We start from the raw sequence: 13,505 nt of genomic DNA, 5'->3' as shown, positions 1-13,505 counted from the left end.
GTCATGCCCATCAACCTGGAATTCAACAAGAACGAAGATGCTAATAATCGATTGCTGAACGAGCTGCAGGCAAGGCTTAAAAAAGTAAAGGAGGGCGGAGGCGAGGAAAATGCGGCCAAACAAAAGGCGAAGGGCAAGCTGCTGGCAAGGGAGCGAATTGCCCGGTTGATCGATAAAAACAGTTATTTCCTGGAAACCGGTGCGTTGGCCGCCAATGGCATGTACGAAGAATACGGCGGCTGCCCATCGGCCGGCGTGATCACGGGCATCGGTTATATTTCCGGCCGGCAATGCGTGATCGTGGCCAATGATGCTACGGTGAAGGCAGGCGCCTGGTTCCCCATGACCGCAAAAAAGAACCTCCGGGCGCAGGAAATAGCGATGGAGAACAGGTTACCCATTATCTACCTCGTGGACAGCGCCGGGGTTTTCCTGCCGCTGCAGGAGGATATCTTCCCGGATAAAGAACATTTCGGACGTATCTTCCGGAACAACGCACGAATGTCCTCCATGGGCATTGTCCAGGTAGCCGCGATCATGGGCAGCTGCGTGGCAGGGGGCGCTTACTTACCCATTATGAGCGACGAAGCGATGATCGTGGAAGGAACCGGGTCGGTATTCCTGGCTGGTTCTTACCTGGTAAAATCGGCTATCGGCGAAGAAACGGACAATGAAACCCTTGGCGGAGCAGGCACCCATTGCGAAATATCAGGAGTGACCGATTATAAATTTCCGGACGATCATGCCTGCCTGGAAGCCATCCGCGGGATCATGGATAAACTTGGAGATACCCCCGCGCCGGCTTCAGCCGGGTAAATCCGGTACTTCCTTCCGAAGACCCCCGGGAAATCTACGGCCTGCTGCCTGAAGACAGGGAAAAGCCCTATGATATGCTGGACATTATTCGCCGGCTTACCGACGCTTCGGAAATAGAAGAATACAAGGCACTCTACGGCAAAAGCATCATTTGCGGCCTTGCCCGTATTGACGGCTGGGCCGTAGGTATTGTGGCCAATCAACGCAAGGTGGTAAAGACGAAGACAGGAGAGATGCAGTTCGGAGGAGTGATCTATTCCGATTCCGCCGACAAAGCCGCCCGGTTTATCATGAACTGCAACCAGAAAAATATTCCTTTGGTCTTTCTGCAGGATGTCACCGGCTTCATGGTCGGCTCCCGTTCGGAACAGGGCGGAATTATCAAAGACGGGGCAAAAATGGTGAACGCAGTAGCCAATTCAGTCGTCCCGAAATTTACTTTCATCCTCGGCAACTCATACGGCGCCGGAAATTACGCGATGTGCGGCAAAGCCTATGATCCCCGTCTTATCTTCGCCTGGCCCACGGCCCGCATGGGAGTAATGGGCGGTTCCCAGGCCGCCAAAACCCTCCTTCAAATAGAAGAATCGGCCCTGAAAAAACAAGGAACATCCATTACCCCTGAAAGGGAACAGGAATTACTCCGAAAGATCACGTCAGGCTACGATGCGCAGCTTACGCCCTGGTACGCCGCCGCCCGCTTATGGGTAGACGGCATAATTGATCCCCTTGAAACCCGCCGGATTATTTCCGAAGGCATCTCCGCAGCCAACCATGCGCCTGTCGAAAAAAGATTCAACCCGGGAATCATTCAGACTTAGTTGCTTCGCAACAGTTTGAAGTTTCATGCTCGAAGTTGTTTTTTTGGTTTATAGTTTATAGTTTATAGTTTTTGGTTTCTGGTCAGTTTTTAGGTTTTCGTTTCATAGTTTTTAGCCTTCTGTTTCTGGCCTTCAGTTTTTAGTGTAAAGTTTATAGTTTCCGGTTCCTTGTTCTAACTTTTCGTTTCTGGTTTACAATCTTCGATTTCTGGTTTTTGATCTGTTGTTTTCGATTTTTAGCCGGCCTGTAGTTCTTTTGTCATAGCTTCTATTCTCCATTATCCGCTTGTAGTTTATCTGTTTTGGTGGATATTGGTTAACAGCAGCTGAAGTTACTGCCAGCAGCCAAACCCCAGACTCAAAGCCCGGCATTTGCACCGCCCCCCAAAAACAAAAGTTCTTCGAATTGAACCATCCCCAAACAATATCTATAAACCGAAAACCCCTAACCCTTAACCCTTAACTCTTAACCCTTAAACTTTAAACCCCGAACTTTAAACCAACCCCAAGCACAACTACAAACCGGAAACTAAAAACTAAAAACTCTTAAACCTTGATCCTTAAACCTTAAACTTTGAACCAACCCCAAGCGCAACTACAAACCGGAAACTAAAAACTAAAAACTCTTAAACCTTGAACCTTGAACCTTAAACTTTGAACCAACCCCAAGCGCAACTACAAACCGGAAACTAAAAACTAAAAACTTTTAAACCTTAAACCTTAAACTTTGAACCAACCCTAAGCACAACTATAAACCGGAAACTAAAAACTCTTAAACCTTGAACTTTAAACCATGAACTTTGAACCTTAAACCGACAAAGGGTAAGGTTTCGGCCTAATAGTTTTTGTTTTTGAATGCAAATCTCTTTCTTTGCGGAATGCCGGTCAGTAAATTAATCCCCTGGCCGGTCAGCAGCATTAAACCGGATGGCTAAAAACTTATTGATAGTTGAATCACCAGCGAAGGCAAAAACAATAGAAGGCTATTTAGGCCCCGATTTTCTTGTGAAGTCAAGTTACGGGCATATACGTGATCTTGTTAAGGGGGACGATGCCATAGATATTGAGAATGCCTTCTCCCAGAAATACGAAGTTCCTTCTGAGAAAAAGGCCGTGGTGGAAGAGTTAAAGAGGCTTGCGAAAAAGGCGGAAATTATATGGCTGGCGACGGATGAGGACCGGGAGGGGGAAGCTATTTCCTGGCACCTGGCCGAAGTGTTGAAGCTGCCTGATGACAAGATAAAACGAATAGTATTCCATGAGATTACTAAGCCTGCCATTTTATCGGCCATTCAAAACCCAAGGCAGATCGACTACGACCTGGTTCGGGCGCAGCAGGCGAGAAGGGTACTTGACCGCCTTGTTGGTTTTGAATTATCCCCGGTGCTGTGGAAAAAAGTAAAGCCTTCTCTCTCGGCGGGGAGGGTGCAATCAGTCGCCGTTCGTCTCATAGTGGAGCGCGAGCGCGAAATCAACGCCTTCACCGCGGAAGCGCAGTTCAGGGTGACGGCGGTTTTTCGCGTGGATGGAAAGGCAGTACTGAAAGCGGAATTGCCAAGGCGATTCCGGCAGGTGGAAGAGGCCGAAGAATTTCTTGCAAGCTGTATTTCTGCTGAATTCAAGGTGAACAGCCTGGAAGTGAGGCCGGCAAAACGTTCGCCTGCAGCACCTTTTACTACGTCCACCCTGCAGCAGGAGGCTTCCAGGAAACTAGGTTTTTCTGTTTCGCGAACCATGCTGGTGGCACAGAAATTATATGAATCCGGGAAGATCACCTATATGCGTACGGATTCGGTGAATCTTTCCGATACCGCCCTGGAAGGCGCCAGGCAGGAGATCAGCAAAGCTTACGGAGACAAATATCATAAACTGCGGCAATATAAGACCAAAAGCGCCAGCGCCCAGGAAGCGCACGAAGCTATTCGTCCTACTTATTTCGGACAGCATACTGTGGAAGGGGATGCGGCGGCGCAGCGCCTGTATGAGCTGATATGGAAACGTGCAATCGCTTCCCAGATGAGCGAGGCGCAATTCGAAAAAACCAGCGTAAAAATTGGCATTTCCACCCGCGAAGAAGAATTACAGGCAGAGGGCGAAGTGCTGAAATTTGACGGATTTCTCAAAGTCTATATGGAATCCACGGATGAAGAAGATGAAAATACATCCGAGGTAAAAGGAATGCTGCCTCCCCTGAATCAGGGGCAGTCCCTGGAACTGGAACAGATGCAGGCCACCGAACGTTTTTCCCGTTCGCCTGCCCGCTATACGGAAGCAAGCCTGGTGAAGAAGCTCGAAGAGCTGGGGATTGGCCGGCCCTCGACTTACGCGCCGACTATTTCAACTATCCAGAAAAGAGGCTATGTGATAAAGGAAGACCGGGATGGAAAGCCCAGGGAATACCGGATACTGACGCTCCCCACACCCGATAAAACGCAAAGCCTGGCTAAATTCCCCGAAGGAAAGATCAAAAAGGAAACAGCGACTGAGATCACTGGCGCGGAAAAGAATAAGTTATTCCCCAGTGATGTGGGCGCCGTTGTCAATGATTTCCTGATGCAGCATTTTAACGGGATCATGGACTATAATTTCACGGCCAGCGTGGAAAAGGAATTCGATGAAATAGCCCAGGGAATGAAGGAGTGGACCCGCATGCTGGAAGATTTTTACGGCCCTTTCCACAAGAATGTCGAAGAAACCATAGAAAATGCCGGCAAGGCTACCGGCGAGCGTGAACTTGGCCTCGACCCCGTGAGCGGAAAGCGGGTGGCCGTGCGCATTGGCCGGTATGGTCCCTTCGTGCAATTGGGAGAAAGCAGTGAAGAAGAAAAGCCACGATATGCGAGCCTGCGCGGCAGCCAGTCCATTGAAACCATCGGACTGGAAGAAGCCCTTGAATTATTCAAGCTTCCTAAAAAGATAGGGTCTTTCGAGGAAAAGGAAATGCAGGTGAACATCGGCCGCTTCGGCCCTTATATCCAGCATGATAAAAAGTTCTATTCCATTCCGAAAGATATGGAACCGCTGGATATTGCTGAAGAGAAGGCCATAGAGATTATTCTGGAAAAAAGGAAAAAAGATGCGGAAAAAACCATCAAAACCTTTGAGGAAAACCCCGATGTAAAGGTACTCAATGGACGCTGGGGCCCTTTTATTGCCTTTGGAAAACAAAACGTAAAGATCCCCAAGGGGACCGATCCGGCAAGCTTAAGCTACGAAGATTGCGTAAAGCTGTCGGAGGAAGCCAAAGCCAATCCGAAGTCTAAACCAAAACGCAAAAAATCCTAAACCTGTACACGGGTATGTTAGCACACCTTCCCAAGAACGAAGTCAGAAATGTCGCCATGGCGGTGGTGCTGGAGGAAGCTTCCGCCGAAGCGAAAAGCTGGAAGGTTTACCTGCTAAACCTAAAGAACGAAGCCATTGAAACGGTGATGATCAGCTCGAAGGGATACGGGATGAAGAAAGGGAAGGAGGTAAAGACTTCTGTTCTTCGCCACGCTTTTCCCCGCATTGAAGCGCATGAATACGCGCTGGTAGAAATGATTGACGAACAGGTATTTGGCCTGAACAATGAATATTGGCTCAGCTATTATCAGAACGGAACTATTTACGATAAGAAATTCATTTTTCTCCCGGAAAGCATCGTGGAAGAAAATCTTGTTCGGGTCCCGCTCCTGAATAAGCCGGGCGTAATCATTGGTTAATTGCTTCTACCTGCAAATGCCCATTTGCGTTTCTTGAAATTTATTCCAATTTTAGGTTTAATTTAAAAATCTGCTATGGTAGAAACTATACATGCTGCTTCCCGGCCACGCTCTGTTTTTTACTTGTTTTTCCTGGTAACGATCATCCTGGCATCCTGCAAGCCACCCGTGCGGGAAGTTGATCCTGCGTTCGCAAAATATATAGAATCCTATACGACCGGAACCATATCCAGGCAAAGCCCCGTTCGAATACGGCTTGCTTCGGAAGTGCCTTCCCTCTACGAAGAAGGTGCGGAGCTGCCTGCTTCTTTGTTCCGGTTTGAGCCGGGAATTGAAGGCAAGGCTTACCGGACGGATCCTGGCACTATTGAGTTCCGGCCGGCCGGGAACCTGGAGCCCGGACGCATGTATACGGCGGTTTTTGATCTTTCAGCGGTTATTGACGTGCCGGAGGAGCTGGAGGAATTCACCTTTCAATTCCAGGTAATCGAACCTTCCTTCGACATCGCGGAAGAAGGCTTAAGGGTGAGCAGCAGCACGTCCCCGGAATACCTGGAATATAACGGATACATTACCACCGCCGACATTGAGGATCCTCTGCAGGTGGAAAAGCTGCTTTCCGTTGATTACGAGGGCAAAAAGCCCCTAATTAAATGGCAGCACCGCGCCGAAGAAAAAAAATACCATTTTACGATTGACAGCCTCCTGCGGGAAGACGCTGAAAAAAAGCTTCTCCTCAGCTGGAACGGGACGGCTATCGGCAACGGGCAGGAGGGGGAAAAGACCGTCATCGTGCCTGCAAAAGGAGTTTTCAAAGTGCTTAACATGCGCGCTGTTAACGATCCCGGCCAATACGTATTGCTTCAGTTCTCCCAACCTCTTTCTTCGGCTCAAAGCCTGGAAGGGCTGGTCACCGTAGCTGGTCTTTCGGATCTTCGCTATACCGTGGAGGGGAGCGAATTAAAAATATACGCGCCCGATGTCTATGAAGGTGAATACCAGGTACAGATAAACCAGGGTGTAAGGAGCAGCCTTGACCAGCGGCTGGAAAACGCTTTCAGCGGAAGTATTTTTTTTGAGAACAGGATGCCTTCGGTCAGCATCCTGGGAAAAGGAGCCATTCTGCCCCAGTCCGGCAAACTGGTGCTGCCCTTTGATGCGGTAAACCTGAAAGCCGTAGACGTGAGCATTATTAAAATATACGAGGACAATATTCCGCAGTTCCTCCAGCAAAATAACCTGGAAAGTAATTATGACCTCAGAAGAGTAGCCAGGCCGGTGGCGCAGAAAACGATTTGGCTGAATAAGGATAAATCCCTTGATCTTGCTAAAAGAAACCGCTTTTCCCTGGATATAGATGAGCTGGTAAATGCAGAGCCGGGGGCCATTTATACGGTTACCATTGGTTTCAGAAGGGCCTACTCGCTCTATGCCTGCCAGGGGGAAGCCGCTGCGGAGCAGGAAGAGCAAAGCGGGTACTCCGAAAATATCGACGAAGACGATCAGTTCTGGAGCCGGTACGATCAGTATTATCCCTATGGATTCGATTGGAAAGAGCGGGATAATCCCTGCAATGATGCTTATTATAATAAACGGCGCTGGGCCACGAAGAATGTCATTGCCTCCAACCTGGGGCTGATCGTAAAACGGGGCGCCGGGAATTCCATACTGGTATCAGTTACGGATATTCTTACGGCAAAACCGATGGAAGGCGTGGAGCTGGAATTGCTGGACTACCAGCAGCAGGTGCTGGAGCGTGGAAAAAGCGACGGGGAGGGTCTGGCTCGGTTTGAAACAGGCAGAAAACCCTTTCTCCTGATTGCCAGGAAGGGCGAACAGCGTGGCTACCTGAAGCTCGATGACGGGAGCAGCCTTCCCCTGAGCCGTTTTGATGTAGGCGGCGGAGAGGTGCAGCAGGGACTCAAGGGCTATATTTACGGCGAGAGAGGCGTATGGAGGCCCGGCGATTCTCTCTTTCTCACGTTTATGCTGGAAGATAAGGCCGGAAGGCTCCCGGCGGCGCATCCTGTCATCTTTGAAGTATTCAACCCGCGCGGCCAGCTATACCTTCGCACGGTCAGGAATGAGTCGGACAATGGTTTTTATGCCTTTCCTTTTGCGACGGGACAGGATGCTCCCACGGGCAACTGGACCGCGAAAGTAAAAGTGGGCGGCGCCGAGTTCAGTAAATCGCTGAAGATTGAGACCATCATGCCCAACCGGCTGAAAATTGACCTTGATTTTGGAGAAAATAAATCGCTTTCCAAAGCCGGTATGCAGGTGGTGCATTTGTCTTCGCGCTGGCTGTTCGGGGGAACCGCACAAAATCTGAAAGCAAGTGTGGACGCCTATCTCTCACATCAGGGTACCGCATTCGGGCAGTATAATGGTTATAGCTTTGATGACCCGGCAGCAGCCTTCAGCCCGGAACTGGTAAAAATATTTGAGGGGAAACTGGATGCGAAAGGACATGTAAGCTTTACCCCGAAGATTACCGTAGGAAACACAGCACCCGGGGTACTGAAGGCTAATTTCCTGGTAAAAGTATTCGAGCCCGGCGGCAATTTCAGTATGGACCGGGTTTCCCTTCCTTACCATGCCTACAACTCCTATGTAGGAGTAAAAATCCCGGAAGGAGAGAGTTTTTCCGGCTTCCTGGTAACCGGAAAAAACCATCCGGTGGATATTGTAAACCTGGATACGGAAGGGAAGCTTCTTTCCGGCAGCAGGAAAGTAAAAGTGAGCCTTTACAAGGTTCAATGGCGCTGGTGGTGGGATGAAAACGGGGACGATCTCAGTAACTTTGCGCAGGACAGTTATAATAAGCTGCTTCAGGAAGAGGAAATAACCCTGCAAAACGGGCGCGCTAAATGGAACCTGCGCGTGGAATACCCGGAATGGGGCCGCTACCTCCTGCGTGTTAAAGACCTGGAAAGCGGGCATATTACAGGCGAAACGCTGTACATTGACTGGCCCGGCTGGAATGAACGCATGCGGGACGAACATCCTACGGAGGCCGCCATGCTTTCCTTTACGGCAAATAAGGAACGGTTCCAGGTAGGCGAGGAGGTTGTGCTGACCATTCCCAGTAGCGAAGGGGGACGCTGCCTGGTGAGTATTGAATCGGGCAGCAAGGTGATCAGGACTTTTTGGACCGATACCCAGAAAGGGCAAACAGTTTTCAAATTCAAGGCCGAGAAGGAAATGGCTCCTAATGTGTATGTGAATGTCAGCCTTTTGCAGCCACATTCTCAAACACTGAATGATCTGCCCATTCGCATGTACGGGGTTATTCCCATCCTTGTGGAGGCGCCGGAAACCATCCTTAAGCCGGCTATTGATATGCCGGCATCCATCCGGCCTGAAGAGCAGGCGTCGGTAACCGTCTCGGAAGCCTCCGGGAAAGCGATGACCTATACGCTTGCCATCGTGGACGAGGGCCTGCTGGACCTGACCCGTTTTAACACACCGGATCCGCACGCGGCTTTTTACGCCCGGGAAGCGCTTGGCGTTAAAACCTGGGATCTTTTTGATGCGGTAATAGGCGCGTGGGGAGGAGACCTGGAGCGAATCCTGAGTATTGGCGGGGACGAAGAGCTAAACCGCGACGCAGGAGCAGCCCGGGCTAACCGCTTTAAGCCGGTAGTAAAATTTATGGGCCCTTTCCGGCTCGAAAAAGGGAAGGAACAAACACATTCTTTCCGGCTGGATCCATACATCGGCTCCGTGCGGGTGATGGTAGTAGCCGGAGACAAGGGCGCTTATGGAATGGCGGAGAAAGCGGTATCTGTGAAGAAACCCCTGATGCTGCTCGCTACCCTTCCGCGGGTATTGTCCCCCGGCGAAAAGGTACGGATGCCGGTGACCGTTTTTTCTACCGCCGCCGGAACACGGGATATAGCCCTCCGGCTTTCCGCTAATAAGCTGATACACCCTGCCGGCGGAGAAAGCAGCAGTCAAACCGTACATTTTAACGAGCCTGGCGAACAACTGGTATATTTTGAGCTGGAGGCCGGCTCAGCTGCCGGCATAGGCAAGGTGAGCATCACTGCCAGCAGCGGAAATCAAAAGGCAAATTATGAAGTAGAACTTGATATAAGGAATCCCAACCCGGTAGTTACTAATATAATAGAACAAGAAGTGGCGCCTGGAAAAACTTGGGAAACTAACTTCCTGCCCGTAGGAACCGCCGGGAGCAGGGAAGGTTATCTGGAGGTATCGGCCATTCCCGCCCTTCAGCTGGCTAAACACCTGGATTACCTGGTCCGCTATCCCCACGGCTGTCTGGAGCAGGTGACCTCATCGGTATTCCCGCAATTGGTGCTGGAACAATTAAGCGATCCCGGGGAGCAGGAAAAGGCGGCCATTGCGCGAAACGTAAAGGCCGGCATCCAGCGCCTGAAAGGGTTTCAGCGCACTGACGGCGGATTGGCTTACTGGCCGGGAGCCAAGGAATCCGATGAATGGGGGACCAGTTATGCCGGCCATTTCCTGCTGGAAGCCCGGGAAAGAGGGTATAGTTTGCCTCCTGGCTTCCTTGATCAATGGGTCAAATACCAACGCAATAAAGCGGCGGCCTGGTCGCCCGGAGCGTATAACTTCCAGGGAGGAGACCTGCTGCAGGCCTACCGGCTTTACCTGCTCGCTGCTGCAGGGGCTCCGGAAATGGGCGCGATGAATCGCTTGAGGGAGTTCAGCTACCTCCATCCGGTAGCGGGCTGGCTTTTGGCCGCGGCCTATCATCTGGGCGGGCAAGCGGAAGCGGCTTCCCGGCTGGCGGATAATCTTCCCCTCACGGCCCCTTCTTACCGGCGGCCCGGAAGAACCTATGGAAGCAGCCTTCGTGATAAAGCCATTATACTGCAATCACTGGTGACGATGGGACGCAGGGAGCAGGCAAAGGAGCTTCTCGGGGAAGTTAGCAGAGAGCTTTCCGGCGAAAGCTGGTATAGCACGCAGACAACCGCCTGGTCATTAATATCCATCGCCGAATATTGCGGCAAGAGCGCCTCAGGAAGTAAATTACTCGCCGCCTATGGGCTCAATAATGATAAAGGCACGATCAATACCTCATCCTACCTGGCCCGAATCCCCTTGAATCTGCAAAACGGGAAGCAGCAGGCTATGATCCGTAATGACGGGGAAAATGTACTGTTTGTACGATGGGTCCTCAGTGGCCAGCCGGCGCCCGGAGAAAATCCACCGCCGGCAAAAGCAAGCGGCCTGCTGGGTATGACGGTAAAATATAAAAGCCTTGACGGAAAGCCGGTTAATCCCGCCCGCATGGCGCAGGGCACCGACTTTATGGCGGAGGTTACCCTGAACAATCCGGGGGGGAACGGGGATTACCAGGAGATGGCCCTGTCGCAGGTATTTCCTTCTGGCTGGGAGATCATTAACACACGTCTTTCGGGTGATGACAATCTCTCGCTTTCCTCGTCTTTTACATACCAGGATATCCGGGACGACCGCGTATATACTTATTTCGACCTGCCTGAAAAGCGTTCGGTCACTTACCATGTCATGCTGAACGCGGCTTATCCCGGAAGGTTTTATCAGCCGCCGGTCTATTGCGAGGCGATGTATGATGCCGGTATCAGCGCCCGTACGGCAGGCAGGTGGGTAGAAATATATAATCCTCTGGAGAGTAATTAGTGTTGAGAATATGGCAGGTAATTCAGCTCAGGGTTTGCGGCCTCAGGAAAGAATGGCTGCTGAGCGGAGCTGTCTATTTTAGCTTTTTACTGCTTTTCTGGTTTTCCCTGCCAGACCCGCTTTTCCGCACACCCACTTCCTACCTGATTGAAAGCAGGGAAGGGGTACTCCTGGGTGCGCGCGTTGCCCGGGACGGTCAATGGAGGTTTCCGCCCGGCGCTGATGTACCCGAAAAATTCAGCAAAGCGATCATTGCCTTCGAGGATAAGCGTTTTTACAGCCATCCGGGTTTCGATATTTTGGCGCTCGGCAGGGCCTTCTTTCAAAATATAAAAGCGGGCAGCATTGTGAGCGGGGGAAGTACCCTGAGCATGCAGGTCATTCGCCTGTCCAGGAACAAGCCACGGACCATCTGGCAAAAATGCCTGGAGATCATGCTGGCGATCAGGCTGGAATTAACCTATTCGAAGGAAGAAGTGCTTGCGCTGTATGCCAGGAACGCGCCGTTCGGGGGCAATGTAGTTGGATTGGAAGCCGCTTCCTGGCGTTATTTCGGGCGCAGCCCGGAGCAGCTATCCTGGGGCGAAACCGCTGCCCTGGCTGTGTTGCCGAATAGCCCTTCCCTTGTTTATCCCGGCAAGAACAGCAGGGCATTGCTGCTTAAAAGAAACAGGCTGCTTGAGAAATTAAGCAGGGAGGGCGTAATAGATCCGCTCACCGGCAAGCTGGCCATGCAGGAACCGCTGCCGGGCGAGCCGTTAGATCTTCCGCAGCGCGCCCCTCATTTACTTACCCGCTTTTATAAGGAGCATGTAGCTGCCGCCGGGAAGAATTCCGGAGACCCGGTAAGTGCTTTAACTACCCGGGCCCGCACGACCCTGAGCGCTTCGCTCCAGGAAAAGGTAAATGACATTATTGGGCTGCATCACCGGCGATTGAAAGCAAATGGCGTTAATAATGCCGCAGCTCTGGTGCTGGAAGTGGAAACAGGAGCAGCGCTGGCTTATGTAGGGAATGTGTATGCGCCGGAGGATCCGGAAGTGGAATCCTACGTGGATGTGATTCCGGCTCCGCGGAGTCCGGGAAGTACCCTGAAGCCTGTTTTGTATGCGGCCATGCTTTCCGAAGGTATGTTGTTGCCGAATACTCTCGTGGCCGATATACCCACGCGGATTGCGGGGTTCACCCCCCATAATTTCGATCTGGAATACAGCGGCGCCGTTCCCGCCGGGCGGGCCCTTTCCCGCTCTCTGAATATTCCCGCGGTAAAGATGCTGCAGGAATACCGCTATGAAAGATTTCATTCCCTTCTGAAAAGGATGGGCCTCACGACTCTTGACAGGCCGCCGGGCCATTACGGGCTATCGCTTATCCTGGGAGGAGGTGAGGTAAGCATGTGGGACCTGGCGGGCATTTACGCCAGTATGGCCCGGGTGCTGAATCACCAGTACGATTACAGCGGAAGATACGATCCGGCAGACTTTCATGCGCCCCGCTATCGGGCCGGGCCGCAAGGGGAGGACGGGCTTTCTAAGGACGGGCTTTCCAAGGAAGAGGACGGGTCCGGTAAAACAGACAAGCGCCTTGAAAAAGACGGACTGCTGGATGCCGCCGGCATTTGGTTTTCGTTCCGCGCAATGGAAGAAGTGGTTCGTCCCGGTGAAGAGATGCTCTGGAGGCAGTTTACTTCCACGCAGCAGGTGGCATGGAAGACCGGGACCAGCTTCGGTTTCCGGGACGGCTGGGCGATCGGGATCACGCCCCGCTATGTGGTGGCCGTTTGGGCGGGAAACGCCGACGGCGAAGGCAGAGCCGGCCTTACAGGCATTACCGCAGCTGCCCCTGTTCTATTTGATATCTTCCGGCTGCTACCGGCTGCTTCCTGGTTCCAGGTCCCTTACGATAAGCTGGCGCGGATTCCGGTTTGCGCCCGGAGCGGATACCGGGCCACCGATCTTTGTACCGGCGCAGACAGCAGCTATGTTCCAAAAGCCGGGCTTCGTACAGGGCCTTGCCCTTATCATCAATTAATACACCTGGACGCCTCTGGTACGCAGAGGGTGACCGGTGACTGCATGCTTCCTTCGGCGATGATGCACCAATCCTGGTTTGTGCTTCCGCCGGCAATGGAATGGTATTATAAGGACCGTAACCAGGATTATCGCCCTTTACCGCCATATGCGGAGGGCTGCAGTCCGCATACCGGGAACAGCGAAGCGATGGCATTTATCTATCCGTCACCGGGGACAAAGATCTATATCCCCGTTGAATTAAACGGAAAACGGGGGGAAACTGTCTTCAGCGTAGCGCACCGGCGGCCGGCGGCAAAAATATACTGGCACCTGGACGGGGAATACCTTGGTGTTACTTCCGGACTTCATGAAATAGCCCTGAGCCCATCCGCGGGGGCTCATACCATTACGCTGGTGGACGAAGAGGGGGAAAGGCTTTCGGGCAGATTTGAAATACTCGACAAATGATACGCGTCAGGGGGTAAAGTTATGTTTGA

6 protein-coding genes are annotated in these 13,505 nt (G+C 51.8%); all 6 read left to right on the top strand.

Annotated elements, in window-relative coordinates; translation table 11 throughout:
• Window positions 1-3 precede the first annotated feature (3 nt).
• Window positions 4-816: a carboxyl transferase domain-containing protein gene (locus FRZ59_RS19510; RefSeq protein ID WP_262713129.1), complete on the top strand. Its 813-nt coding sequence runs from the start codon at window positions 4-6 to the stop codon at window positions 814-816.
• 32 nt (window positions 817-848) lie between these two features.
• Complete coding sequence (locus FRZ59_RS19505; RefSeq protein ID WP_349290846.1) at window positions 849-1,637, top strand: acyl-CoA carboxylase subunit beta; 789 nt, start codon at window positions 849-851, stop codon at window positions 1,635-1,637.
• A gap of 927 nt (window positions 1,638-2,564) precedes the next feature.
• Window positions 2,565-4,922, top strand: coding sequence for a type I DNA topoisomerase (topA, locus tag FRZ59_RS13785; protein WP_132128411.1), 2,358 nt, complete (start codon window positions 2,565-2,567; stop codon window positions 4,920-4,922).
• Between the two features lie 14 nt (window positions 4,923-4,936).
• On the top strand, window positions 4,937-5,341 hold the full coding sequence (locus FRZ59_RS13780) for a hypothetical protein (RefSeq protein WP_132128410.1): 405 nt from the start codon (window positions 4,937-4,939) through the stop codon (window positions 5,339-5,341).
• A gap of 75 nt (window positions 5,342-5,416) precedes the next feature.
• Window positions 5,417-10,996, top strand: coding sequence for an alpha-2-macroglobulin family protein (locus FRZ59_RS13775; protein ID WP_132128409.1), 5,580 nt, complete (start codon window positions 5,417-5,419; stop codon window positions 10,994-10,996).
• Entirely contained in the window at window positions 10,996-13,476 is a 2,481-nt protein-coding gene (locus FRZ59_RS13770; protein ID WP_225975067.1) for a penicillin-binding protein 1C, read from the top strand. Before FRZ59_RS13775 ends, FRZ59_RS13770 begins: the two co-directional genes overlap by 1 nt.
• Window positions 13,477-13,505: the final 29 nt, after the last annotated feature.

Source organism: Anseongella ginsenosidimutans (assembly GCF_008033235.1).
Classification (GTDB): Bacteria; Bacteroidota; Bacteroidia; order Sphingobacteriales; family Sphingobacteriaceae; genus Anseongella; species Anseongella ginsenosidimutans.
Note: the sequence above shows the minus strand (reverse complement) of the source record. Positions and strands in the feature narration are given on the sequence as shown.

Bases quoted from the DNA above. Each gene is read 5' to 3' on its own strand.
- FRZ59_RS13780 (WP_132128410.1), top strand. From the start codon at position 4,937: ATGTTAGCACACCTTCCCAAGAACGAAGTCAGAAATGTCGCCATGGCG.
- FRZ59_RS13775 (WP_132128409.1), top strand. From the start codon at position 5,417: ATGGTAGAAACTATACATGCTGCTTCCCGGCCACGCTCTGTTTTTTAC.
- FRZ59_RS19510 (WP_262713129.1), top strand. From the start codon at position 4: ATGCCCATCAACCTGGAATTCAACAAGAACGAAGATGCTAATAATCGA.
- topA (WP_132128411.1), top strand. From the start codon at position 2,565: ATGGCTAAAAACTTATTGATAGTTGAATCACCAGCGAAGGCAAAAACA.